Here is a 26402-nt window from a genome sequence, read left to right on the forward strand (position 1 = left end):
TCCATCGGCCGGTTGTAATCTCCAACCTATGCTACAGGTGGTTCTTTAAATTTATTTGTGGTACGCTTCTTTTCATTTTTTGCTTTTACCTTAAGGTTAAGCAGCTCAACCAGTATGGCAAATGCCATTGAGAAGTATATATAACCTTTAGGTATTTCCTGGTTAAATGATTCGGCCAGCAGTGAAACGCCTATAAGCAGCAAAAAAGACAGTGCCAGCATTTTTACCGTTGGATGCGTGTTTACGAAGTTGGCAATAGGTGTAGCTGCCCACATCATTATACCAACCGAAATAACCACGGCTGCAATCATCACTTCAACATGATCGGCCAGGCCAACAGCGGTAATAACCGAATCGAGCGAGAACACAATGTCAAGAATCATGATTTGTACAATAGCTCCCCAAAAGGAATGAACCTTGGTGCCTTCTTCATCCTGTTGGCTATTGTCTATGTTTTCATGTATTTCATGTATGCTTTTGTAAATTAAAAACAAACCGCCAATCATCAAAATCACATCACGGCCCGAAAGGTCAAGCCTTTCCATCCAGGCGGGGTCGGTAGCGTTTATTAAAGTACCCAAGTGAATAAACGGCTTGGTAAGCTTCATTATCCAGCTTATGGAAAGCAATAGCAATACCCGCGTTAACATGGCTCCCAGTAAGCCCAAACGGCGCGCTTTTGCCTGCTGTTCTTCGGGTAGCTTTCCTGCTTGTATCGAAACAAATATGATGTTATCAATACCCAATACAATTTCAAGCAGGGTTAGGGTAGCTAATGATACCCATGCTTCGGCGCTGGTTAATAGTTCCATGGCTTAAGGTAGAATGTGTTGTTGCTGCGCTAAAATAGCAAAACCCCTGCCGTATTTGGCAAGGGTTTAATTTTGAACTTAATTTATTTGGGGTTAATCGAGCTTTACCGTGGCATAGCTTGATTTTATGGTAATTACTTTATCAGAGTTTCCTTTATTAACCTGGCCCTTAAAGGTTTTTGTGGTGATAAAATGACGACCGTTATCGGGTGTTTGGCTAATTACCTTTACTGTAGAATTATCATAATTAAACTCACCAAAATGAGTGGTTACATCAAAATCATAATCATTTTTAGTAGGTAAATAAACCTTGGTAAATTGTGCATCAACATTTATGTTTTTACAGTTACGGTCAAGTTCGGTAATTTTAATACCATCGCCATAGCGCGCTGTAATAACCCCTGATGATTTTAGCTTATCAACATTCATTCCTCCAAAACTCACTTTGGCTTTAAGGTTATCCGCCATGCCCAAGTTCAGGTTGCCGTAACTTACATGAAGGTCGCCGTTGGTAACATTATTAATTCGGGCATCGCCAAAGCTTACCTTTATGGCCGGGTCATTTAAATCCTGCGATATAAGCGCACCGTATGCTAAGTTTACATTTACTTTTCCAACCATATCAGGCAATACAACGTTACCAAACTTGTTGGTTATATCAAGCTGGCTTTTTGCAGGCATGTAAATGGTGTAGTTAACTTCCATTTTGCTTACATGCTTTTTGCCGCCGCTTAACCACGTACCCATCACAAAGCCATGAGTACCATTGCTACCGCTACGTTCAATATTAGTTTTGAATGATACAAGCGAGCTTTCTTTACTATCTGATATGGAAATTTTATCCAGTAATTTCTGTGCATCTTCGTCGTCATCGGCGTAAGCCTTCATTTGCACATCAACCTTAATTTCATTTTTGGCCCAGGTATTTACTGTTACTTTGCCATAACTGTTATTAATCAGCAGCTTATCATTACCGTTTACGCTATAGCTTTTGCTGTAGGCTTTGCTTTTTTCCTTAAGCTCACCGCTCTGAACCATTTCGGCAAGCTTTTTTTCATCGGTAGTCCAGTTGTAGGTAAAGGTTTGCCCAATCTTAATACCGTCAGGGTGTAATAATAAACGCGGCGCAGTAGCATTCAAAAGTTTAGAGTCGGTATAAACGCGGCTCAATCCGCTCAGGTTGGCAAAATTCGAGTCGTCTAACCGCGCTAATGCCTCTGCACTTAGCTCTTTGGTAAGCTTGCCTAGTTCAGCAGTTTTTTGCTTTATCTTTTCAGCTTTAATTTTACTCATTTGCTTTTGCAAATCGCGCATTTGCTCCTGCAGTTTGCCCATCTGCTTATCAAACTCCTTATCAGCATTATCTTTATTTTTTTGAGCAAAGCCACCTTGCGCGGCTATAAGCAAACTGCATATGAAAAGCAGTTTAATGTTAAATATTTTTGATTTCATTTTTTTGGTCATTAGGGGTTCCTTTAAACTGTTCAATCACCTGTAATTGCTGATTAAGCACCTCGGCTTGTATTTGCAAGTTCCGAATCATTGCACGTAATACACGCTCCTGGTTAGGGCTGGTAGCCAAATCGGTTTTAAGTTTTTTGTAAGATGCTTCCATCTTGTTTATTTCGCTGCTAAACTCGCGATATAATTGCGGATCTGTTTTGGTGAGTTCTTTAAGCTCGCTGCGTTTATCTTCAATAAGTGAAACGTACCGGGCCTGCTGTTTGGCGTACTCGGGGTTAATGGCAGCTAAGTCAACACCGTTTGCTGGCTTTGTACTGCGCAGGTAAAGCGTAAAACCAATACCCATTACTACTATAATTAAAGCAGCAACCCTAAGTACAAACCCTAAAGAAAACGTACGCACCTCAGGTTTAGCTACCGGCATTTCAACAACGCTCGCAGGCATACGGCTTTCAATACGCGCCCATAAATCCTTACCTGGTTCCAGATCGTCAAATTCTTCGCGGTTGTTTTTTATAAAATCTTCTAATCTCTTACTCATCATGCTACTCCTTTTATTTTTAACACTTCGCTTAACTTACGTTTGGCTCTCAAAAACTGCGTTCGTGAGGTGTTTTCGGTTATGTTTAAAACCTGTCCGATTTCTTCGTGGTCATACCCTTCCAGTAAATAAAGTGATAGTACAACCCTGTAGCCCTCGGGCAGTAATTTCATGGCCTCTTTCACCTGTGCCACTTTGTAAAGCATCTCGTCGTCGTCGCATGTTTCTTCGTCGGCAATGTTTTCAAGCTGTTCGTTTTCCATTTCAACCCACTCGAGTTTGCGTTTGCGCAAAAGGTTGATGGAACGATTAACCACAATTTGCTTAAGCCAAAGGCCAAATGTGGTTTCCTGCCTAAAATCTTTCACCTTGTTAAAAGCATCCAAAAACGACTCTTGAAGCACATCTTCAGCCTCATCCATATTATTCACAATCCTGAATGCCACGTTAAGCATTGCCTTTGAATACAGGCGATACAGCTCATAGCAGGCTTTTTTACTTCCCTGCTTGCACTCAACTACCAGTTGATAATGTTTGTCTATGTATAAGGCTTCCAAGTTTGTGATTCAGCTTTCAAGTTAATAGACGCAGTAACTTTCAGCACGTTGCATCATGTGCTGAAAAATTATTAATTATTTTTAAGAATAGGTTTTGAACCGAAATTATGTAGAATTTAAGGGATAATAGAACTCTGATTCAGGGCGTTGCCTTCGGCCCGGGCTATCCGCTGCAAGTCCTCACTTCGCTATGCTGCGTTCCGGGCTTTACGCTACCATCCCTAACGCAAGCTGCAAAACATCAAACTTGAATATAATAAAGTAAGATTTGAATGACCACCCTATCCTTTGAGGACGGACCAAATAATTGACTATTTCCCTAAAAAAACGTCTACTGCTTCAACAGCAGCATCGTACCGGGCCTGACCCTGACCCGATACCACAACATAATTGGCATTCAAAGCCTTAAGCTCCTTATGCCATACCTGCATAAAATGTTCGCGCATTGTTGGGAAGTTACGTAAGGGGTCGTCTTCCCAAGCCAGGTCAATATTAAGTAGTAAATAAAAGTCATAAGTATGTTCAGGCAGCATATCTAATACCTCCTGCGGTGCCTGACCGAACATTTCATCACTCCATATTTTTATGGTTATAAATGTAGTATCGCAAATAAGCAGCTTATTAGCTTTAGGTAAATACTCCTTCTCTAGCTCCAGCTGACCATGAAACATGTTTACCTCGTCTTGCCAGGTACAATCGCCGGTTAAATTTTCGCAATAGCCGCGTGCAAATTCAGGCACCCATACCGTTTGGTAATGCTTTGCCAAATAGGCCGACATGGCACTTTTGCCAGTACTTTCAGGCCCCACAACGGCTATTTTGATAACATCGGTCATAAAACGCTTGTTAAATTACGCGGCACAATAAACCTTTAAGATATTCTCCCTCAGGAAAAGATGAACGTACCGGATGATCTTCGGGCTGGCAAAATTGGGATATAAATTGCACCTGCTTACCTGCATCAAGTGCAGCCCAGGCCAATACTTGTTTAAAGGTATCAATATCCATAGCACCCGAACATGAGTAAGTAGCCAGCAAGCCGCCTTTATTTAGCAGCAACATAGCAATACGGTTTAAATCTTTATACGCACGTGAAGCGCGGTCTAAAGCCGAGCGCGAAGGCGCATACTTTGGCGGATCGAGCACAATGACGTCAAACGTTTCGCCTTCTTCTTTAAAGCGGCGCAGTTGCTTGTTAACATCTGATTGTACGGCGCGGTGCTTTTGCTGGTCAAGGTCGTTTAAGGCAATATTTTTTTTAAGCGTATCAATAGCAAGGGCCGAACTATCAACACTGGTTACCGACGCAGCACCATGCTTCAGGCTGTTAAGCGTGAAACCACCGGTATAACAAAAGCAATCGAGCACTTTTTTACCGGCGGTGTGGTTGGCCAGTAACATACGGTTATCACGCTGATCACAATAGAAACCTGATTTTTGACCTTCGGCTATATTAATGCCGTAAGTAATACCGTTTTCCATTACCTCCACCAACTCCGGTGGCGGGCTGCCGGCCAAAACCTCATTTGCAGTTTCCAAACCCTCATGCGCGCGTGAGGAGGAATCACTTTTGTCGTATATTCCTTTAGGTTGCAAAAGGTGTTGCAACTCATCAATTATAACGGCATTGTTATTTTGTATACCCGAGGTTAATATTTGTACCGATAGATAATCGGCGTATTTATCAACAATAAGTCCGGGCAGGTAATCAGCTTCACTGAATATTAAACGGCAGGTGTTGGTGTTGCCGTTAGCTAATATATAATTGCGGCTATCAACAGCGGTAGCCACCTTTTGGCGAAACCATGCATCATCAATGGCAATGTTCTCATCCCACTCCAGCAGGCGCAGTGCTACGCGCGATTGGTTATTATAAAAGCCATAAGCCATAAACCTGCCTTGCATATCAAGCAGCTTAACCACATCACCATTGGCAGGCTTACCTTTAACCCGCTCAATTGCACCCGAAAACACCCACGGGTGACGTTGCAATACCGCCTTTTCTTTACCTTTTTTCAGGATAACCTCAAACATAGGGCAAAGATACTGTTTTGGCCGCAATAGCACATTATACACTAAATTGCTGCAGGTGCCTGTCTATATGTTTGTAAATTCCGGCATCCGCATTATCTGTATGCTGTTTTATGCAATCAACAAGCTTTAACTTTTCGTCATCAATCGACGGTTTTTTTGAAGAAGCACTGTTGCTAATGGCTTTCAATATCTGATCGGCAAATGATTCAGGCGAAAACTGGTGTGCTGCGGTTACCTGCAATATAGCAATACAATGAGCCAGCATTTGGCTAAGGCTAATTTTACCATAACGCGGTTTGCTCTGCGTGTTAAGATGGTTAATGCGGTTAATAATCTGATCATGTTGAAGCGTTTCCATAGCAATAAGTGTTTGTTTTATACAAATTAAACACCGCGCTATGACAGCCCTATGTCAGCAGGCTTTTAGAGTTTCAATAAAACTTTTTCAACTAAATCCTTAGCCATTGTCCGCAAACTTGCGGGCTCTACAATGGTTGCATAATCGGCAAAAAATAGGAACCAGCGTGCAAAGCCTTCTAAAAAGCCCGTTAAAAATGTCATCTCTATTTCGTCACCCAAATCAACCTCACCCACCAAACCATGGTAAAGTTTTTCATCGCCCAGGTGAAGGGCCATTTTTTTATCAATCTTTAAAACTACCCTGTGCACATCCCGCTCGTGGTAATAATTATCAATGTATGTTTTAAGTGCCGGGTGCTGCTTTAACACATCATTATTGGTTAGTTGAACATCAAGCATGCGGTCAAACCTGAAATCGCGATAGTCTTGCTGCATTTGGCACCACCCTATAAGGTGCCAGTACCGGTCAAGATAAAATACGCCAACAGGTTCAACACAGCGTTCGGTATGCACCTGCCTGTAATATGAAAAGTATTTTAAGCTGAGTACTTTTTTTTCGGCAATGGCTTTAAGCACGGGCTGCATAGGGTTTACACCCTCATGCATTTGTGGTGCACGCCGGCCTTTTAACACCTCTATGCGGTTATCAATACCGGCCAGGTAATCCTTTTCGCCATTTTTTAATACTGCCCTTACCTTAAACATGGCCGATTGGTAACTGCCACTGTTTACCTCATCGGTAAGTGTTTCAACCAGCTTTTCGGCGGTGAATAAAGCTGTTGCTTCTTCAATGGTAAAGGCTATTGGTGGCAGGCGGTAGCCATCAGCTAATGAGTAGCCGGTTCCGGCTTCACCAATAATGGGCACGCCGGCCTCTTCAAGGGTGCGTATGTCACGGTAAACGGTACGCAAACTTATGTCAAACCTATCGGCAATAAACTGAGCCTTTACTACCCTGCGCGACTGGAGTTGAATTAAAATGGCTGATATACGGTCAATGCGGTTCACAGTGCTTAAAATTAAACATTTTACACTTGGCAGTAATTTAATTTTGCTAATAGTGTAACATCCGCAATTTTGTCGCGTCTATTCCGTTGAGTAAGCGATATACCTCAAAGCACCCCTGTTTTCTTGTTAATAAATGTTAAATAATGTTTTAAACATGGAATCGGTTTTGGTGACTAACTTTTTAGTTATATCTTAATCGCCGTAACCTTATTTCATGAAATACACACTGACCGTCCTCTTCGCATTATTGTTTTGTAAGCTGAGTTTTGCTCAAAATGTTTATTCGGTAAAAGGCTCAACCGCCGATACCATTTCCAACGTAAAGCTTACAAATGCCACTATTTCGGTACTTAACGCCAAAGACTCTACCCTGCGAGCCTTTACTCGTGCCGGCGCCGATGGTAGTTTTTTAATCAGCAAAAAGCTTGGTAAAGGCAAATACATTTTACTGGCTACCTATCCTAAATATGCCGATTATGTTGAGGAGTTTACGCTCGACTCGGCTCATACCACCCACAACTTTGGCCGTATCAGCATGATACTAAAAGCCAAACTACTTGAAGGTGTTATTGTAAAGGGCACCCGCGCGGCAATCAAAATTAAAGGTGATACGACGGAGTACAATGCATCGAGCTTTACGGTGCAACCTGGCGCTAAGGTTGAAGACCTGCTTAAACAACTACCCGGCATACAGGTTGACAAAGACGGAAAAATTACTGCCCAGGGACAGTCTGTGCCAAAAGTATTGGTTGATGGCGAAGAGTTTTTTGGCGATGACCCTACCCTGGTTACCAAAAACCTGCGTGCCGATATGGTTGACAAGGTGCAGTTATACGATAAATCAAGCGATCAGGCTGCGTTTACGGGTATTGACGATGGACAGAAGACCAAAACCATAAACATTAAACTTAAGGAAGATAAAAAGAACGGCTATTTTGGCAAGGCTGATGCTGGTATAGGCACTAAAGACTTTTACTCGGGCCAGTTGGCGGTTAACAAGTTTGCCGGTAAAGAAAAGATGTCGGCATATGGCACCATTGCCAACACCGGTAAAACCGGTTTGGGATGGGAAGATGCTAATAAGTTTGGCACCTCTAACAACAACGTTGAGTTTAATGACGGCGGCATATCTATATTCTCTAACAGCAGCGATGAAATTGAAGGCTGGGGCGGACAATACGGCGGAGAAGGTATTCCTAAAGCGTGCGCCGGCGGTTTGCATTATGATAACAAATGGAACAGCGATAAGCAAACCATTAATGGCAATTACAAAATTGGTTCGCTTGGCGTAGTTGGTACTCGTAATACACAAACGCAAAACAACCTTCCGTCGGGCACGGTTGATGCCAACGGAGACCAAAGTTTTGTTAAAACCAATTCTGATTCGCGGTTCAACAATTACATTTTCCGTCAAAAACTTGATGCTGCTTACACGTTAAAAATCGACAGCTTATCAAACCTTAAATTTACTTTAGACGGAACCCTTAAAAACACCGAAACTGAAACTAATTCACTATCAACAAGTACACGTGAAAACGGATCGTTACTAAACCGTAATGATAACCGCCTTAACGTTGACGGAGATCAAAAGACATTTAACTTTAGTGCTTTATACACTAAAAAGTTCAAAAAAGCAGGCCGTACGCTTTCTGTAAATATCAGTGAGTCATTAGATCGTACCAACAATACCGGCTTTTTATTCTCAGACATAGACATTTATAATGAAAACGGCGTCCAAACCGGTGGACAACTTACTGATCAGCGCAAGGTAAACACCATTAAGTCTAACATGCTTAACAGTAACATTACCTATACCGAGCCGTTCTCAAAATACTTTTCGCTGATGGCAAATTACGGTATTGGTGTAAGCAGCAGCGATGCCGACCGCCGTTCACTTAATCGTGCATCAAATGGTGAGTATACCTTACTTGATCCTTTGTTAAGTAACCATTATCAGCTTGACCAGCTAACCAATCAAACCGGCGCCATCTTCAACTATAAAAAAGACAAAACCACCTTTAACTTTGGTACTAAAGTGGCTTTTGTAAAATTTGGTCAGGAGAATATGTATACAGGCGAGCAGTTTGACCGCAACTTTACCAACTGGAATCCGCAGGCTACTTATCAGTACCGTTTTTCACAGCAAAAATCTTTCAGGTTTAATTATAATGGTAACACCCGCCAGCCTACAATTGATCAAATACAACCCATACGCAATAATAACGATCCGCTTAACTTGGTTGTTGGTAACCCTAACTTAACCCCATCATTTACCAACCGTTTCCAGGTAAGTTATAACTCTTACAAAGTATTAAGCAACCGTTCAGTGTGGATAAACGGCTCGTACTCGTTAACCTCTAATCCTATTGTTAGCAACGTTAACTTTGATAGGGCCACAGGTATAAGCACCCGTCGGTACTCAAACTTAAGCGGCGAAACACCTACCAGCTTTAACCTGTATGCACAAACCGATATGAAAGTGAAATTTTTATTCGGAATGAACGTAGGCGTAAACGTATCAACAAACGGCAATACCTCATTTAACCAGGTTACTCAAAACGGTATTGAACAAACCAACCGTACCCGTAATAATACTTACCAGGTTGGCCTAAATTTATCACGCTATGTTGAAAAGAAATTCGACTTTTACGCCAACTTGGGTCCAAGCTACAACACCAGCGTATCATCATTAAACCCTAACACCAACAATAACGGCCGGGGCTTTAACAGTTTCCATTATCTCAATGTGTACCTCCCTTTAAAAGTGCAACTAGGTGCCGAAGGCGAATACCAGTACCGCGCGGCAACGCAAACGTTTAATGAGGATTTTAGCCGCTACCTGTTAAATCTTAACCTTACAAAATCATTCTTTAAAGAACAAAACTTAAAGGTAAGGATGAATGTGAACGACGTATTTAACCAAAATCAGGGCTTTAGCCGCAATGCATCGGGCAACTATATTACGCAAAACAGCTACACTACTATTAAACGCTACTTCCTGTTTTCATTAATATATGAGTTTAACAAAATGGGCGGTGGTGCACCTAAACAATAACCTTCATCATTTATAATTATGAATATTAAAAATATAATTACAGTATTTGCCCTGATGCTGGTTGGCGGCAGCGCAATGGCTCAAAACGCTCATTTTACCGAAAACGGCACTATTGAGTACGAAAAGACCATCAATATGTACGCTATCATGAAAAAGCGTATTAATAAAGATAACGAAAGCTACATGCAACCGGCCTATGATGCATTCCGCAAAAACCAGCCGCAGTTTAAAAAACTTACCAGCACACTTACTTTTAGTGATAATAAAACTTTGTATACGCCTAAACCTGATGACGGCCCACAAAACTTTTGGGGAGCTGTAATGGTGGCACAAAACAACACCACAGCATCAGACCTTAATGCATCAACAAGCATTATACAGAAAAAAGTTTACGAGGAAACCTTCTTAGTTAAAGACAGTATACGCAACATTAACTGGAAAATAACTGATGAAACGCGCGAAATTGCTGGCTTTAATTGTCGCCGTGCCAATGCATTGATCATGGATTCCATTTACGTTGTTGCTTTTTACACCGAGCAGATTGCCGTATCGGGCGGTCCGGAAAACTTTAGCGGTTTACCCGGTATGATATTAGGAGTTGCGCTACCCCACGAAAACATTACCTGGTTTGCTACCAAGGTTACTGATGTGGCCATTCCCCCTGCAAAGCTGGCAGCGCCTGCTAAAGGCAAAGCGGTAAACAACAAACAGCTGAGAGCAACTTTGGGCGAAGCCATGAAAGATTGGGGCCAATACGCCAAGGATGAATACAAAGCCTTTATGCTCTAATAACAAATCATTATACAGGTCAAATTTGTCATTTCGACTTTAGGAGAATCTTTTCGAAGCGGGGATCTAATCAATCCCTAAAAAGATCTCTCACTATAGTTCGAGATGACATTTTGTTTAAAGGATAACGAAACGAGCGTTATTTAAACAACCTGTAAATCCGCTCCCTAAAACCCACATGCTTAGGGTCGGCAAACACTTGCTTTTCAACTGCCCCAATTTGCGCCTTTAGCTGCTTCCGCCCGCGAAGTTTTATCAAATTATGCACTTGTTGCTGCCATTGCAAAGTTTGCTGCAGTTCGGGGTTAAGTACAAAGCGGGCATCCATCAACAGCTTATCTTGCGGTGCTAGCTGTTTGAGCAGATACAAGTCTATTTGCCGGGTGTCACTCACAGAAATCTTCATATACCAGTGCTTTTTCTTTAACCTTATTGCGTACTTTCTCCAAACACTTGTGCTTTTGCACCGTGGCCGACCGTTCGCCCGCTAGTTCAAAGCGTTCGGCAATTTCTTTCATGTTTTGCTTATCATAATAAAACGCCTGCAACATGTCCATACAACGTTTCCCAGCGGCTTCAAGGTAGCGCAGCAAACGTTTGGCCGATGGAATCAGCGGCTCCTCGTCAGCCACGTCAAAATAATTAAGCACATCATCGCTCATAATATTTTGCTGTTTTCGGCTGTGGTGATACCACAAGTATTTGGAAATACCCAGCAGGTAGGCCTTCTCGTTGCGCGCAACAACGGCATTACCAGCAACCGTTTTCTCGTAGTAAATTACCAGCGCATCCTGAAAAATATCTTTTGCCTCTTCAAGGCTACCGCCTTGCTTGCTAACGTACCGTGCCACCGCCGGAAAGGCTGTGAGGTATAGCTTCTTAAGCCACTCCTGTTGTTTGCCGTTATTTACATCCATTAGCTTACTTTTTTAACAGGTGTACAATTTGTTGAAGGTATCACCTAAAATTAGGATAAATATCTTCAAACAGTAAAACGTTTCATTTTAACTACTTTGTAATAACACCGATATTTTAAAAGTATATATTGCATTAATCGTTTCAACATATACCTATGAATGCTGAACAAACCCGCCTGCAAAACCATTATGCGGGCACAACTAACTGGCTTAAATGGGGCCCTTACCTTTCTGAGCGCCAATGGGGAACCGTACGCGAAGATTACAGTACCGACGGTAACGCATGGAATTACGTAAGCCATGACGCAGCGCGTAGTAAAGCTTACCGTTGGGGCGAAGAAGGCATTGCCGGCATAAGTGATGACTGCCAAACGCTATGCATGAGCCTTGCCCTTTGGAACGGTAAAGACGCCATTTTAAAAGAACGCCTTTTTGGGCTAACCAATGCCGAAGGCAATCATGGCGAAGATGTTAAAGAACTATATTACTATCTTGACAGTACGCCTACGCACAGCTACCTCAAAATGCTGTACAAATACCCGCAACAGGCGTTTCCGTACAGCAGGCTGGTTGATGAAAACTGCAAGCGCAGCAAGCACGAGCCTGAGTTTGAGTTGATAGATACCGGCATTTTTGATCATGATGAATATTTTGACGTATTTGCCGAGTATGCCAAGCTAACCGAGGATGATATACTTATACGCTATACTATATATAACCGCGGATTGGCTGATGCCGAATTGCACATACTTCCGCAAATATGGTTCAGAAACAATTGGCTTACCCATGAGGAAAAGCCCGAAATATTATCGCAGGGAAACAATACGCTTTTGATAAGATGCCCTGAACTCCAAGATTATCATTGCTATGCCGATGGCAACGCCGAAGTACTGTTTACCGAAAATGAAACTAATAACAAGCGTCTGTATAATTCAGATAATACGGGCTATGTAAAAGATGGAATTAACAACCGCGTAGTTAACAACGATACCAGTGCTGTTAACCCGAATGGCGTAGGCACAAAAGCAGCCTTTTGGTATAAACTTAATGTACCGGCCAAACAAAGCGTTACCGTTAAACTAAGGCTTTGCAAACAAAAACAAAGTGAGCCGTTTGCTACATTTGATGATATTTTTACAGCCCGAATTGCTGACGCAAATGAGTTTTATGCGCCTTTACATAGCAGCAACGCAAGCCCTGATGCCAAACTGGTACAGCGCCAGGCCTGGGCAGGCATGCTATGGAGCAAGCAATTTTACAGCTATAACCTTAAACGCTGGTTAGATGGCGATGACGGTGAACCCTCACCACCACTCAGCAGGCGTACCGGTCGTAATAATCATTGGAAACATTTTGTGGCCGAGGATATTATTTCAATGCCCGATAAGTGGGAATATCCTTGGTTTGCAGCCTGGGATTTGGCTTTTCATTGCATTGCGCTGGCTCCGCTTGATGCCGGTTTTGCCAAAAACCAGTTAAAGCTACTGGTGAGCGCCAATTACATTCATCCCAATGGGCAGTTACCGGCTTATGAGTGGGACTTTGGCGATGTAAACCCGCCGGTGCATGCATTAGCTACCTGGGAGGTATTTGAAATGGAACGCAAAGCCACAGGTACGGGCGACCTCGTGTTTTTAGAAGAGGTTTTTCAAAAGCTCACCATGAACTTTACCTGGTGGGTAAACCGTAAGGATAGCGAAGGCAATAACATTTTTGAGGGTGGGTTTCTGGGTCTGGATAACATAGGCGTATTTAACCGCAGTGCACCTGTACCGGGCGGTGGCTTTTTAGAACAGGCAGATGGTACCAGCTGGATGGCCATGTACTCACTCAACATGATGCGCATTGCTATGGAACTGGCCCTGCATAACAGCGCTTACGAAAGTATGGCCATTAAGTTTGCCGAACACTTTTTATACATAGCCGGTTCATTGGCTGATATGGGCGAAGACTCACAAGGCTTGTGGGATGATAAAGATGGTTTTTACTATGACCTGCTGCGCCGGCCCGATTGCACGTGGGACCGTCTGCGCATACGTACGCTGGTGGGTTTAATTCCGTTGTTTGCTGTTGAGGTATTTGAAGAAGCCAAGTGGCAAAACCTGCCTAACTTGGTAAAGCGGCTCGACTGGTTTATGAAGCAGCGGCCCGACCTGGTAAATTTAGTTAGCCGGTGGAAGGATATACAGGGCAATCAAACCCACTTATTTTCTTTACTACGCGGCCATCGCATGAAACTACTGCTAAAACGTATGCTTGATGAGAATGAATTTTTATCGCCATACGGCATACGATCGGTATCAAAAATTTATGAAGAACAACCTTTTCAGTACTGGCTTGGCGGCGAAGACTTTTCGGTTAAATATACACCGGCCGAAAGCGACAGTAACATGTTTGGTGGCAACAGCAACTGGCGTGGCCCCGTGTGGATGCCGCTTAACTACCTGCTGGTTGAATCATTATACCGTTTTCATGAGTACTACACTGATGATTTTAAGGTAGAATGCCCGGCAGGATCCGGACACTATGCTACCCTGGCCGAAATTGCCCAAGGACTAGGAAACAGGCTGAAAAATATTTTTCTACGAAACGATAAAGGTGAACGGCCTGTGTTTGGCGGTCATCCCAAGTTAAACCATGATGAACATTTTAAAGATTACATTTTATTCCATGAATATTTTCACGGTGATAATGGAAAGGGCTTAGGTGCAAGCCATCAAACCGGATGGACAGGACTGGTAGCATTGTTAAAATAGTGCTCAAAGCATAAAAACTTTATTTTATGGCAAACCGCCGAACGCTTTTTACCTTGTATATACGTACAACTTAAAACTATACTATGATTCGTTTTGAAAACAAAGTAGCTTTAGTAACCGGCAGCAGCCAGGGCATTGGTGCAGCCTGTGCAATACGTTTGGCTGCTGATGGCGCAGATGTAATTCTCAATGGCCGCAAACTTGATGAACGGGGTGAGGCATTGATTAAACAAATTACAGATATGGGCCGCAAAGCCCATTTCATTGCAGCAGATGTAAGCAAGGCTCCAAATGTAGTACAATTGGTAAACGATGCCATAGCCGTTTATGGACAGTTAGATATATTGGTAAATAATGCAGGGGTTGAAAAAAACAATGACTTTTGGAACGTTACCGAAGAAGAATATGATTTTGTGATGGACACCAACTTAAAAGGCGTATTTTTTGGGATACAGGCCTTTGTAAAGTACTGTATGAACGAAAAACGTGAAGGTGTTATAGTGAATATGAGTTCGGTGCATGAGGAAATTGTGTTTCCGCACTTTGCGGCTTACTGTGCCAGTAAAGGCGGCTTAAAAATGCTTACACGCAACTTAGCTACTGAGCTGGCTCATTTAGACATAAGGGTTAATAACGTGGCTCCGGGGGCAATTGCTACGCCAATTAATCAAAAACTGCTTAACAACAAGGAGCAACTGAACAGCGTGTTAGAAAACATTCCAATGAAAAAAATGGGCACTCCTGAGGATGTGGCCGCACTGGTTGCCTTCCTATGTTCAGACGATGCCAAATACATCACCGGCTCAACACACTTTGTTGATGGAGGTTTAACTTATCATTACGAAGAGCAATAGTAATGATTCCCGGGTTTTGATGTGGCTACTACAATAGTGGATTTATTGTATCAGCTGCATATTTAGCAAACACCCTTGCCCCGTAAGGCGATAAGTGAATAGGGTCAGTTATACCGTTTGGAAACATAATGAACTTGCTTGTAGGAATGATAAGATACAATTCCCGGTGCTGTTCATCATTAAGCTCAGCGCTTAATTGGTTGGAATAATTAGTCATGTCAATAAGCTGTAAGTTATAGTCAGTTGCAAGCCTTCTTATTGCTTGCGGGAAAGTTCCATGGCTATCATTTACACCGTAAATATTTATGGGGGTGCCCAGTATAACCCGGGCACCTTTATGCTGTAACTGCTCAATAAACTTTAACAAATAACTTTCAAAGGTGGTAGTGGCTGTAGCGTCGTCACCCTTGTCGTTGTGAGCAAAGCCAATAACGGCAATATCACCATTTTTAAAATTTGAAAGCGCCTTTTTAAAGTAACCATCTTCATAAAACGTACGTGCGCTGGCTCCATTTCGGGCCTTATTGTAAACCTTTACCTTATCTGTATTTAATAATGCGTAAAGTTGCTCCCCCCAACCCGATCTTGGATATTTATACCAGGGCTGAGGAGCCATTAACGAGTCACCCAACAAATGAATACGCCTTTGCGGAAACAAGTTATGTTTGATGCGCTCAACAGCTAACGAGCAAGCAAAAAGTAATTTATTTACTAAGTTCATATTAATTGTGAAAGGTTATCATACTGGATTTTTAATTACTCTCTTTATGATCAATTATTAAATTGTCCATGCTTGAGCATTTCGTAATCTACCGGAGTATCAATATCAACTTTACCTTTTTCAAAATTGTAAACAATCACTTCATCTGCATTCTCGGCAATCAGCTTTTTAGCGCCTTGTTCGCCGGTTAAAGATAATAGAGGACCAAAGTAACTCCTGCTAAATATTGCCGGAACCCCAATACTTTTAGCATAGCCACAGGCTACAATATACTTTGCCGCATCGGGTTTTAATTGAATAAGATTATTTAATAATGAGGCATCGGCAAAAGGCTGATCGCAAAGCATGATTAAAGCACTGTCAACATCCTTGTTGGCTGATAATGCTTTAACTCCGGTACTTATTGAGGACGCCATTCCCAGCTGCCAGTTAGGATTGTAAAGTATATTTACGGGCAAGTGCGAAATCGCATCAGTAATCTCATTGGCATGTGACCCGAGCACTACGTACACACCTGCACTTTCAACGCCAAGGGCCGCATTAATAGCATTTTGCAAAAGCGTGCCATTGTTATATGGAAGCTGCTGCTTAGGACGCCCCATACGCGTTGAAGATCCGGCAGCGAGAATAACAATGCCGGTCATAAATTTTCTTGATTTACGGGTAAAGCTGCCATTTCGGGGGAATTTATAACCGTAGTTTTATCTCGCAGCGATGTTCCCTTGCGCTGTTGTAGTACCGCTTGTATTTCGGATAGTATCGATAGCGCTATTTCATCCGGTGTTTGCGCACCTATATCCAGGCCGGTGGGTCCGTAAATGCTTTTCAATTGATCTGCAGTTATATCCAACCCGTCATCGAGCAGCTCGTTCAACATGCGCTGTAGTTTCTTTTTAGGTCCAAGGCTGCCAACATAGGCTAACTGTAGCGGCAACAACTGGCGAAGCATAGCCAGGTCATAGTTGTAATTATGCGTCATTAACACTGCAACCGTAAAAGCATCTATATTAATTAGAGAGAGTGCCTCTGTGGCCTTTGCACAAAGCATACGCCTGGCCCGTGGAAAACGCGACGCAACAGCGTAATTTGCCCGCCCATCAACTATGGTTACATGCCATCCTAAAACGGCGGCCATCTCTACCAGCGGCAAAGCATCATTACCTGCTCCAAAAACCAGTAGTGATACAGCAGGTTTCAATATTTCAATAAAAGCTGTGTATTCGGTACCCTCTTCGTTGAGGTAGCTTTTGGTCAGTGATTTACCTGCTTTAATAACCTCCTTTGCATCATTCTGCAACGAAACAGACAGTGTTGCATCGTTACCATTATAAATTACTTCATCATTGCTTAAAAAAAGTATGGTTCCGGGTTGAGATAACTTACGGTCGGCCAGTGAAAAGAGTGTTACTATAACCACTTGCCTGCGTTTGGCTAAAAACCTTTTAAACAAACTTATGGGGTTATGCTCTTTAGTATCATATACGGGTTCTATTAAAATATGAATGATACCATTACAGCCCAAACCAACGCCTAATTTCGCATCGTCATCATCGGTAGTATCATAGGTAACCAACATTGGCTGCTGCTGGGCCATTACTAACCTGGCTTTGCGCAGGGCATCGCCTTCTAAACAACCGCCGCTAATGGCGCCTGTTAGTTGCCCATCTTCGGTAACCAACATACGGGCACCGGCCCTGCGGTACGATGATCCTTCTACCTGCACTACAGTAGCCAATGCCGTTTGCTTACCTTGCTGCAAAGCAATATCATAAGCACTAACTATATCTTCAAGTTCTTTCATAGGTATAGCGTAAACTTATGAAATTAATACGTTGATGAAAAGGTTGCTCAACTTTTACCAGTGAAACACATTGCTTTTACACAGTACTAATCAAACAGGTGCACATTAAACAAACGTCCGGCTGCAAATGTATCTTCATTAGCCGGCAGAGTTATAAAGCCATTGGCTTTAATTAAATTAACCATATCGCCAGATGTTGAGGTATCTACAGGCTCGGCAAAAACGGCGTCGTTTGTATAATTGAGTTTAACTAAAAGATGACAGCTAAGCTGTGGTTTAAACGTTGTTGTTTTACTTAATGATGCAGCAACAACGGTTACCGAAACTCCCAGGCACCCGCTTAACCAGGCTTTAAAATAAAGCTGGTAACAGACCCACGTGGATACCGGGTTACCAGGAAAACCGAAGACAAGCGGCCCTGCATTGAACTTTCCAAATAATAGCGGCTTGCCCGGCTTTTGAGCTATGCTGTGAAAAAGTGTTTGCATACCCAACTGTTGCAAAACCTGTGGTAAATAATCAAACTTGCCTTTTGATACCGCCCCCGAAAACAGGAGTACATCATATTGCTGCAGCATTCTTTGAACTTGCTGCTCCATTGCAACAGGCTCATCAGGCAAATGGCAAGCAGTTGCGTTAATACCTGCTTGCTGCAATGCGGCCAACAACATGTAACTGTTGGATTGCCGTATTTGATGTGGCAAAGGCTGCACATTAACCGGCACCAGTTCATCACCTGTTGAACACACGGCAATGCGCGGCATGCGGTAAACTGCAACATCAGCTAAGCCAACGGTAGCCATTGTTGCCACAATAGCGGGCGTTATTTTTAGACCAGAATTTACCAGTATTTCCCCCACTTTTTCGTCGGTTGCCTGTAAATGCACATTCTGCCAAGGCGAAACAGCGTTAATGTTTACCGTTGCAACGTTGATATCAATTACAATGTCTTCATATCTTATAACCGCATCGGTGCCAAACGGCAACATAGCGCCTGTCATAATTTCAATGCAATGGCTTGGATTATTAAGTTGCTTTTGAGGATGGCCGGCCGGTTGAATACTTTCAATTATAAACGAACGGGTGCCTGCTTGAAAAGCTTGGTTACTGATAGCAATGCCATCCATAGTTGCCCTATTAAAAGGCGGAAAATCGCGATCAGCTTTTATATCCTGCACCAGGATGCGTCCCACTGATTGCAGCAATGGCACCATTTCAACACCAAAGCTTAATGTATGCTGCCTTACAATATCTAACGCTTCACCAACTGATATCATACAGTGCTTCCTCCGCCATTTTGCAAATCTGGTGTAATTATATACTCATCGTCAAATTCATCTTCCCAATATTCCATACCGCCTAAAACGCTGTAAATTTCAGCTTCGGGGTAGCGTTGCTGTAGCATTTGCGCAGTGCTGTTACTTCGGGCTCCTTTTTGACAGAACATGACTACGGGCTGTTTATTATTTATATGGATTTCCCCAGTATTAAACTGGTTGTAAGGGATGGATACAGCGCCAGTCAAATGTCCGGTTTGAAAGTCCTTTAACTCGCGTACATCTATCAGCTGAAATTGCTTTCCGCTTTCATACCAATCAAATAATTCATCAACTGAAAGCTTTAATACGGTATTACATACTACTTCCGCATAACTGTTTCGAAGGGCGGTAATCTGCCTGCTTTCAGCACGAATTTTCAATTTCATTTTATACTGTTCATCCTGTAAAAAATCAAATATTTGCAGGTAGCCGGAGAGCGTTTTGCCTATTCCTGTAATTAGTTTGACTACTTGTAATGCCTGCTGGCTACCCACTATAGCAGGTGTAACACCCAGTACTCCGGCTGTATTACAATCCGGAATTTCGCCGTTGGCCGGTGGTGTTGAGTATAAACACCGGTAGGTTGGTCCGTTGAGGTAATTGAACACACTAACATGCCCTTCAAACTGCTGCACAGCACCGTATACAAATGGCTTGTGGCTTATTACGCAGGCATCATTTATCAAATAGCGGGTGCTTATGTTATCGGTAGCATCAACCACTATATCATAATTAATTACTATTTCGAGAGCGTTTTGTACAGACAATAATTGATTGTAAGCTTCAAACCTCACATTCCTGTTAAGCTTACTTAATTTGTTAACAGCAGTTTCAACCTTGCTTTTTCCTATATCATTTTCATTATACAAAACCTGGCGGTGCAAATTGCTCAGGCTAACTACATCGGCATCAATTATGCCTATAGTACCTATGCCCATTCCTGTTAAGTATTGCAATACAGGCACGCCTAAACCACCTGCTCCTACTATCAGCACTCTAGCTTCTTTTAATTTTTGCTGTGCCGCTAAGCCAAACCCCGATAGCACAACCTGACGGGAATAACGCCCGGCGTCTTCCGAATCATGAAACGCATCATCAGTATTGTTAACTTGTTTGCCAGGCATTGATGTAGATTTTTATAAAACTTTAAGCGGTAACAAGAGTGATTAAATATAGTAAAGCATCACCCACCTAATACCGACATGGACGTATGAGTTGCTCCGTTACTTGCGGCCTCAGCGTCGAAACCATTTGCTTCGCGGGTGCTTACGGCGCCTATAATGCATTTTTCAACTTCTTCAATAGTTGCCCCGCTCCTGAGTATATCTCTGAGATTGGCAGCCGGCGGTCCGTATAGGCAGGTACGCAGCTCGCCGGTGGCTGATAGCCTGATGCGGTTACAGGTTCCACAAAATGTACGGCTAAACGAAGGTATTATGCCAAAGCTTCCTGCATAGCCTGGAATTTTGTAATTTACAGAGGTTGAACTGTCTTCATTAATTAACGGCGTTATCTCCGCGTAGTGTGCAGTAATGTATTCCTGAATACGGCGGTAATTCCAGTCGGATAATACTTGCGAACCATCGCTTCCGTTGAATGGCATTTCTTCCAAAAAACGTACCGATAGCGCATGATTGCGTGTAAGTTCAATAAAGGGAATAATATCCTGAATATTCTTATGCTCAGCCACCACACAATTCAGCTTTACCCTAAAACCGTTATCAAGCAGTTTAAATATGCCGGCATAAACATTTTCAAAGTCGTCGCGACGGGTGATTTGCATAAAGCGATCACGGCTTAACGAATCGAGGCTGATGTTGATTTTACTAATGCCCATTTGCTTTAGCTGTGCCTGGTATTTATCAGAAAGGGTTCCGTTGCTGGTAACCGTAATTTCGTTTAAACCATGGGTGCTACTTAGCTTTTTTAAAAATGGCATTATACCATTTCTCACAAAAGGCTCGCCACCTGTAATGCGTATTTTGCTTACACCAAGGCGGCAAAAAACATCCGACAGCAACAGCATTTCGTCAAATGATAGCAAATCCTGGCGACGGGCAAAGTTGATACCCTCCTCGGGCATGCAGTAATAGCACCTGAAATTGCAACGATCGGTTACCGAAAGCCGCAAGTAATTCAGCTGCCTGCCGTATTTATCTACCAGTTTGTTATTCATTGTTTATGGTTACGGATGAGCATTCACCCAAACGCTGTTATCTTCAAAGTATTCCTTTTTCCATATAGGAACGCTTTTCTTTAATTCATCAATTAAAAAACGGCATGCCTCAAAAGATGCCTCGCGGTGAGCCGATGATACGCCAATAAGCACTACAGGTGTACCCGGCTGCTTAGCTCCGGTGGCATGAATAACGGCAACACCTACCAGCGGCCACTTGTGCATGGCAATATTAGCCAGCTTTTCCATTTGTGTAAGTGCCATTGCATCATAGGCCTCAAAATCAAGATGCAAAACTTCTTTGCCTTTGGTTTGGTTGCGTACTGTACCTATAAAGAAATTTACGGCACCAGCCGTTGGCGAGTTGAGGTAAGCAAATGCCTCATTAAGGTCAATATGTTCAACTAGTCTAATCAACATCACTATCCGCCGCTAACTGGTGGTATTAACGCAATTTCCTGCTCTGGGCCAATGGTATCTTCATCACTGGCATAGTCATTATCAACCGCAATGGCTAACGATTGTAACTGTTTAAAAGCAGGATAGTGCATTCCCAACCATTGCTTTAAACCGGCAACGGTAGTAACACCTGCATCAGCGGGAACAGTTAATCTGCTTTGCCCTGTGATATCTCGTGTAATGCCAAATAGTAAAACATTCATTGCTATAATAAAAAGCAGCAAAACAATTGCTGTAAAATTTTGCGGCAGTAGTAAAGTTAAGAAAGCTTTTTTAAAGAAAGGTCAGCCGCGTGTATACTTACTTTGCTGCCTATGCTTAAGTGTGCTGTTTGCAACGCTTGCTTCACTTTAATAATATTGCCATCAGCCAGTATAAAAATCTCTGAGTTGTTTACCTGCACCACTTCGCCAAGTAAGGTAAGCCCATGCTGTGCATTCAGTATATTAAACACGCGTGCCGGCGTTTCGTTTTGTTTCACCAAACCGTTATCAAGATGTATAACATTGTCAGCCAGTTTAAAAATTTCGGGCACGTTATGGCTCACCATTATTGTTGTTAGCCCCAGCTCATGATGTAATTGCTGCAAATTATTTTGCAAACTTACCCGGGTTAAATCATCTACGGCCGATAATGGCTCATCAAGCAATAGCACTTTAGGCTGCCTTACCAACGCACGCGCGAGTGCCACACGCTGTTTTTGCCCTCCTGATAAGAACTCCGGTCTTTGTCTGACCAGACTTTGCAACCCCACCATATCGAGTAAGCGATATATCCTGGATTTGTCGGCATATTTAGGTAAGGCATATAGCAGGTTTTCTTCAACGGTCATGTTTGGGAAAAGCGCGTTGTCTTGAAATACAAAGCCGATATCCCGATTTTGAGGAGTATGGTTTATTTTAGTTACAGAGTTGAACCAGGTAACACCATCAACCTCGATACTACCTTGCTGAGGTTGCATAAGACCCGCAATCATTCTCAACAAGGAGGTTTTTCCTGCACCCGAAGGACCGTAAACTGCTGTGAAAGACTTGCTGGAAATTTGCACATTGATGTTCAGCATACCCATGCCCTGCGCCATGTGCAGTTGCTTTTGTATGTTGATACTGATCATTGAGTGATACGTTTTTTAAAAATGTGCCTGTTTGTAGTGTACACTATGAGCAAAATGACAAAAGATACTGCTAGCAATACACCAGCGTAAACATGTGCTGTGCTAAAATTCAATGCCTCAACTTCGTCATAAACGGCAATGGAGGCTACCCTTGTAACGCCCGGAATGTTTCCCCCTATCATTAAAACCAAGCCAAACTCACCTAAGGTATGAGCAAAGGTTAAAATTGCTCCAGTTAATAAAGCTGGTTTAATATTAGGCAGCAACACTTTAAAAAATGTGGTTATGTTACTTTTACCCAATGTTTGCGATGCCTCTTTTAAGCTTACAGGCAAAGCTTCTAAACCTGCCTGGACCGGATGGACCATAAATGGTAGACTATAAATAACAGAACCAAGCATTAAACCTGTAAAAGAAAATATCAAACGCAGGTTTAATACATCGTTAAGCATTTTGCCTAACCCGTTTTGAGGACTAAAAGCCAGCAACAAATAAAAGCCTAAAACTGATGGCGGCAGTACCAAAGGCAGACTAATTACTGCTTCAGCAATTGATTTTAGTTTTGACTTAGTTTGCGCTAACCCCGCAGCTATTGGGATACCTATAATAATTAAGCACACCGTAGTAACGAATGCAAGTTTAAAGGTAAGCCACAGTGGTTGATACATTGTTATTAAGATTAGGCTACTTGGAAAATAGTTATTTATAGCCGTAAGCTTTAAAAATGTGCTTAGCTGTACTACCAAATAAAAAATTATAAAACATGGTGGCGTACTTCATATTTTGCTTATCAGCGTTTTTTAATATAACCACGCCTTGGGCAATAGGCTTATACAGCTTGCTGTCAACATCAGTCCAGCTACCTTTATTTTTGTTTTCACCGTGCATTACCACAGCTTTAGCTGTAAATGCAGCATCAGCAACGCCGGTTAATAAATATTGGTTAACCTGGGCTATACTTTCGCCGTATACAATTTTGGGTTGAAGTGCATTTAATAAATTAAGCTGTTTTAGTGCCTGCATAGTTGCTGTTCCGTATGGTGCAAGCTTAGGGTTAGCCACTGCAATTTTACTGATGCTTTGTTGAGTGAGAGAGGATATTAAGGGCTGCTTCAACTTTGTGCTCCATAAAACCAAAGTACCGCAAGCATAAACTTTAGGCGCCGAAACGGTTAGTTTCTTCTCATATAGCCTTTGCGGATAAACCATATCTGCCGACATAAAAACGTCAAAGGGAGCCCCCTCTTGTATCTGCGCCGTAAACTTACCCGATGCTCCCACAATCAATTGCACTTCAACACCGGTTTGCTTTTTAAACTCTTTAACCAGCGCCTCGCTTACATACTGGGCATTTGCGGCAACAGCAACACGCAGGTTTTGCGCATAGGTTGTTATAGGAAGAAGTAATACGTACAGGGCGATTTTAAATTTCATGGCTTACTTGGCTGTAACCAACTCGATAGCACTTACCTGTCTTACCCAGCGAGCATGTTTTTTCTCACCCGCTACTATGATTTGGAAAGGAGCGTCGTTTTCAGGCAATGCCTTTTTATCAACTTTGTAAGCCAGTATAATTGTACGGTTTGCAAAAAGCGGATCAATTTCGGGCAAGGCATAAATGGCCTTATATTTATCAGCAGCGGTAACTATTATGTAAGATAAAATGGTTTCCCGCTTAGATGAATCGCCCAAAATTACACCAGCTCTCTTCAAAACATCGGCAAGGGCAGCACCCGTATATCTGTGTACTTTTTGATCATGCCCTTTTGCCATAATTATAACAGGCTTTAAAGCCGATATTTCAGCTTTCCCTAAAGTCACAGTACTTATACCTCTTCCGCTTACCGTTATATTTTGAGCGCCTGCAGTAAACCACAGTATTGTTAATATAGTTAGCAAGCTCAGTTTCATTTTATTCATACGATGCTGTAAGTATAATGGAACAAGATAAAGCATTTTAGTTACACCCGGTTTTTAAATGATTTATAACCGCATCGCGCTCATGCGGTAAGTTTATATTTTTAAACTCAATTGTGTTTGGCGCTTGTAATAACTCTACATCAGAATTAATCAACACTTTGCGTGGACAAGAATAGCCTTGTGCTAAAAATTGTAATATTACAGGGTAAGCTCGAGGTTCCCAAATAGTAACTAACGGCTCGGGAAATTCACTATTAGCGTTAACGAAGCAGGTGGCCAATTTTGATGGGTTTCGATGCTGTACTAAATAGTTTAGGGTCTCAATAGACAGGTATGGCATATCACAAGCCACTGTTAACCATGCGGCATCAGGCGCGGTCCGAAATGCAGAGAGTATGCCTCCAAGTGGCCCTAATTCTGCAAAACAATCAATTATTACCGGCAATTGTTCCTCGGCATGCACATCCTGGTAACTGGCATAAGAAACATATGTATTTAAACAAAATGAATTTAATAAGTTATGTACGTGCTTACGCTGACTATCGCCAAAGTAGCTTATACTTCCTTTATCGGTTTGCATGCGTTCACTTTTACCACCTGCTAACACTAACCCATTGAGCGGAGGCTGCCGCTGCTTCAACCAAGTGTTAATAAAGGCTGTTATCGCCAACGTATCTTTAATTTTTAAAACAGGTGCAGCAAATCCAGCAGGAAGATGCGCAGAAAGAAAATGTGGCAGCGTTGTGACGCCCTCGGTTAATAATATGAGTTGAACGTTGCTAAGCTTTTCAAGTTTTTTATCCAGCGGCTTTGCAGGGTCAATTACGGCAACTTGAAATTGAGAAGGGAAGTGATTAGCATTTACCAGCACCAGGTCCTGATCATTAAATAAAGACCTGCTTTGATAAGTATTGAATGTTCGTTTTAAACTTAAGTTACGATAGCTTATCTTGTCTACCAATTCAAATGAACCACCGTGACTCAGTATTGAATCGTCTTGATTTGGAGCCTGTTTATGTTCAGCATCAATATAAGCTATTTTATATATGGAAGACAGTTCAAGGATGATGGCGTTAGCCAGCTGTCGTATCAAGCCACAATTGGTACCTAATATCCCAAGCTCATTGCGGTGGAAGTGGCCAAGAGTTGGCTTGCTCAGCGTTACGTGTTTTTGATGGTCAGCCATTATAATCACTTTTACCGCCGGTTTTCTTCAACAGCTTCGTTTCTTTAATAATGATATCGTGCGAAAAAGCTTTGCACATATCGTAAATAGTGAGTGCAGCAACACTCGCACCTGTCAAAGCCTCCATCTCAACACCTGTTTTTGATGTTACTGATACGGTGCAATGTATTATAACCTCATAGTATGCATTTAAACTTACGTCGAACTTACAATTTTCTATAGGTAACGGATGACATAGCGGAATAAGATCAGCTGTCCTTTTCACGGCCATAGTACCGGCTATAATAGCTGTTTGAAATACAGGTCCTTTTTTTGTTTGTATGTCATTATTATTTAGCTGAGCAGCAATCTCTTCAGTTAACGCTACAATGCTTTGCGCAACTGCAACCCGGTGCGTAACCTCCTTACCACTAATATTAACCATAACAGGCATATTAGTAGCGTTATCAAGATGACTGAATGCTTTAGCAGAATCCTCCATGGGCAATGTGTTTCTGCAAAGCTACGAAGTTCTGTTTAAGAAACGGTGTTTGATGCTTATAGTAAGACAATAACTATC

At 42.3% G+C, this 26402-nt stretch carries 28 protein-coding genes; 4 read left to right on the top strand and 24 right to left on the bottom strand.

The window, feature by feature from the left end:
* Positions 1-26: 26 nt before the first annotated feature.
* From GO816_RS14190 to GO816_RS14225, 8 genes are all read right to left on the bottom strand, one after another.
* Positions 27-812 (bottom strand): TerC family protein, encoded by a 786-nt coding sequence (locus GO816_RS14190; protein WP_157542593.1) that lies wholly within the window; start codon positions 810-812, stop codon positions 27-29.
* A gap of 93 nt (positions 813-905) precedes the next feature.
* Positions 906-2276 (bottom strand): DUF4097 family beta strand repeat-containing protein, encoded by a 1371-nt coding sequence (locus GO816_RS14195; RefSeq protein ID WP_157542594.1) that lies wholly within the window; start codon positions 2274-2276, stop codon positions 906-908.
* Complete coding sequence (locus GO816_RS14200; protein WP_198171522.1) at positions 2245-2820, bottom strand: hypothetical protein; 576 nt, start codon at positions 2818-2820, stop codon at positions 2245-2247. Before GO816_RS14200 ends, GO816_RS14195 begins: the two co-directional genes overlap by 32 nt.
* On the bottom strand, positions 2817-3374 hold the full coding sequence (locus GO816_RS14205) for an RNA polymerase sigma factor (RefSeq protein WP_157542596.1): 558 nt from the start codon (positions 3372-3374) through the stop codon (positions 2817-2819). Before GO816_RS14205 ends, GO816_RS14200 begins: the two co-directional genes overlap by 4 nt.
* A 311-nt stretch (positions 3375-3685) precedes the next feature.
* Positions 3686-4210, bottom strand: a complete 525-nt coding sequence (locus GO816_RS14210; protein WP_157542597.1) for an AAA family ATPase — start codon at positions 4208-4210, stop codon at positions 3686-3688.
* A 10-nt stretch (positions 4211-4220) separates the two neighbouring features.
* Entirely contained in the window at positions 4221-5408 is a 1188-nt protein-coding gene (locus tag GO816_RS14215) for a class I SAM-dependent rRNA methyltransferase (protein ID WP_157542598.1), read from the bottom strand.
* 34 nt (positions 5409-5442) lie between these two features.
* Positions 5443-5766, bottom strand: coding sequence for a hypothetical protein (locus GO816_RS14220; protein WP_157542599.1), 324 nt, complete (start codon positions 5764-5766; stop codon positions 5443-5445).
* A 65-nt stretch (positions 5767-5831) separates the two neighbouring features.
* Positions 5832-6776: a helix-turn-helix transcriptional regulator gene (locus GO816_RS14225; protein ID WP_317163638.1), complete on the bottom strand. Its 945-nt coding sequence runs from the start codon at positions 6774-6776 to the stop codon at positions 5832-5834.
* 214 nt (positions 6777-6990) lie between these two features.
* On the opposite strand from GO816_RS14225, the gene GO816_RS14230 reads away from it, so the two are divergent.
* Together GO816_RS14230 and GO816_RS14235 are read left to right on the top strand one after the other, a co-directional pair.
* Positions 6991-9831, top strand: a complete 2841-nt coding sequence (locus tag GO816_RS14230; protein WP_157542601.1) for an outer membrane beta-barrel family protein — start codon at positions 6991-6993, stop codon at positions 9829-9831.
* An 18-nt stretch (positions 9832-9849) separates the two neighbouring features.
* The gene (locus GO816_RS14235) at positions 9850-10620 is read left to right on the top strand and encodes a GLPGLI family protein (protein WP_157542602.1); all 771 of its coding nucleotides are present in this window, start codon (positions 9850-9852) and stop codon (positions 10618-10620) included.
* Between the two features lie 139 nt (positions 10621-10759).
* On the opposite strand, the gene GO816_RS14240 is transcribed toward GO816_RS14235, so the two are convergent.
* A complete protein-coding gene (locus GO816_RS14240) occupies positions 10760-11026 on the bottom strand; it encodes a hypothetical protein (RefSeq protein WP_157542603.1) in 267 nt (88 codons plus the stop codon).
* The gene (locus GO816_RS14245) at positions 11007-11537 is read right to left on the bottom strand and encodes an RNA polymerase sigma factor (protein ID WP_157542604.1); all 531 of its coding nucleotides are present in this window, start codon (positions 11535-11537) and stop codon (positions 11007-11009) included. Before GO816_RS14245 ends, GO816_RS14240 begins: the two co-directional genes overlap by 20 nt.
* A 155-nt stretch (positions 11538-11692) precedes the next feature.
* Here GO816_RS14245 and GO816_RS14250 point away from each other — a divergent pair, with 155 nt between their 5' ends.
* Both GO816_RS14250 and GO816_RS14255 read left to right on the top strand, forming a co-directional pair.
* Positions 11693-14293, top strand: coding sequence for an MGH1-like glycoside hydrolase domain-containing protein (locus GO816_RS14250; RefSeq protein WP_157542605.1), 2601 nt, complete (start codon positions 11693-11695; stop codon positions 14291-14293).
* 83 nt (positions 14294-14376) lie between these two features.
* Positions 14377-15147: an SDR family NAD(P)-dependent oxidoreductase gene (locus tag GO816_RS14255; protein WP_157542606.1), complete on the top strand. Its 771-nt coding sequence runs from the start codon at positions 14377-14379 to the stop codon at positions 15145-15147.
* 28 nt (positions 15148-15175) lie between these two features.
* On the opposite strand, the gene GO816_RS14260 is transcribed toward GO816_RS14255, so the two are convergent.
* From GO816_RS14260 to moaC, 14 genes are all read right to left on the bottom strand, one after another.
* Entirely contained in the window at positions 15176-15868 is a 693-nt protein-coding gene (locus GO816_RS14260) for a GDSL-type esterase/lipase family protein (RefSeq protein WP_157542607.1), read from the bottom strand.
* Between the two features lie 50 nt (positions 15869-15918).
* Positions 15919-16512 carry a nucleotidyltransferase family protein gene (locus GO816_RS14265; protein ID WP_157542608.1) on the bottom strand — a complete coding sequence of 198 codons (594 nt, stop codon included), beginning with the start codon at positions 16510-16512 and terminating at the stop codon, positions 15919-15921.
* Positions 16509-17669, bottom strand: coding sequence for an XdhC family protein (locus tag GO816_RS14270; protein ID WP_157542609.1), 1161 nt, complete (start codon positions 17667-17669; stop codon positions 16509-16511). Before GO816_RS14270 ends, GO816_RS14265 begins: the two co-directional genes overlap by 4 nt.
* A gap of 86 nt (positions 17670-17755) precedes the next feature.
* Positions 17756-18946, bottom strand: coding sequence for a molybdopterin molybdotransferase MoeA (locus GO816_RS14275; RefSeq protein ID WP_157542610.1), 1191 nt, complete (start codon positions 18944-18946; stop codon positions 17756-17758).
* Positions 18943-20112, bottom strand: a complete 1170-nt coding sequence (locus tag GO816_RS14280) for a HesA/MoeB/ThiF family protein (protein ID WP_157542611.1) — start codon at positions 20110-20112, stop codon at positions 18943-18945. The genes GO816_RS14275 and GO816_RS14280 overlap by 4 nt, the downstream gene beginning before the upstream one ends.
* 59 nt (positions 20113-20171) lie before the next feature.
* Positions 20172-21164, bottom strand: coding sequence for a GTP 3',8-cyclase MoaA (gene moaA, locus GO816_RS14285; protein ID WP_157542612.1), 993 nt, complete (start codon positions 21162-21164; stop codon positions 20172-20174).
* Between the two features lie 9 nt (positions 21165-21173).
* The gene (locus tag GO816_RS14290) at positions 21174-21584 is read right to left on the bottom strand and encodes a molybdenum cofactor biosynthesis protein MoaE (RefSeq protein ID WP_157542613.1); all 411 of its coding nucleotides are present in this window, start codon (positions 21582-21584) and stop codon (positions 21174-21176) included.
* A gap of 2 nt (positions 21585-21586) precedes the next feature.
* Positions 21587-21826, bottom strand: a complete 240-nt coding sequence (gene moaD, locus GO816_RS14295; protein WP_157542614.1) for a molybdopterin converting factor subunit 1 — start codon at positions 21824-21826, stop codon at positions 21587-21589.
* A 56-nt stretch (positions 21827-21882) separates the two neighbouring features.
* Positions 21883-22737, bottom strand: coding sequence for a sulfate/molybdate ABC transporter ATP-binding protein (locus GO816_RS14300; RefSeq protein ID WP_157542615.1), 855 nt, complete (start codon positions 22735-22737; stop codon positions 21883-21885).
* Positions 22734-23405, bottom strand: coding sequence for a molybdate ABC transporter permease subunit (gene modB, locus GO816_RS14305; protein WP_157542616.1), 672 nt, complete (start codon positions 23403-23405; stop codon positions 22734-22736). Before modB ends, GO816_RS14300 begins: the two co-directional genes overlap by 4 nt.
* Positions 23406-23436: 31 nt before the next feature.
* Complete coding sequence (gene modA / locus GO816_RS14310; protein ID WP_157542617.1) at positions 23437-24171, bottom strand: molybdate ABC transporter substrate-binding protein; 735 nt, start codon at positions 24169-24171, stop codon at positions 23437-23439.
* 3 nt (positions 24172-24174) lie between these two features.
* Positions 24175-24657, bottom strand: coding sequence for a molybdopterin-dependent oxidoreductase (locus tag GO816_RS14315; RefSeq protein ID WP_198171523.1), 483 nt, complete (start codon positions 24655-24657; stop codon positions 24175-24177).
* A gap of 37 nt (positions 24658-24694) precedes the next feature.
* Positions 24695-25843 carry an NTP transferase domain-containing protein gene (locus tag GO816_RS14320; protein ID WP_157542619.1) on the bottom strand — a complete coding sequence of 383 codons (1149 nt, stop codon included), beginning with the start codon at positions 25841-25843 and terminating at the stop codon, positions 24695-24697.
* The gene (gene moaC, locus GO816_RS14325; protein ID WP_157542620.1) at positions 25836-26324 is read right to left on the bottom strand and encodes a cyclic pyranopterin monophosphate synthase MoaC; all 489 of its coding nucleotides are present in this window, start codon (positions 26322-26324) and stop codon (positions 25836-25838) included. The genes GO816_RS14320 and moaC overlap by 8 nt, the downstream gene beginning before the upstream one ends.
* Between the last annotated feature and the right edge of the window lie 78 nt (positions 26325-26402).

Source organism: Mucilaginibacter aquatilis (assembly GCF_009755275.1).
Classification (GTDB): Bacteria; Bacteroidota; Bacteroidia; order Sphingobacteriales; family Sphingobacteriaceae; genus Mucilaginibacter; species Mucilaginibacter aquatilis.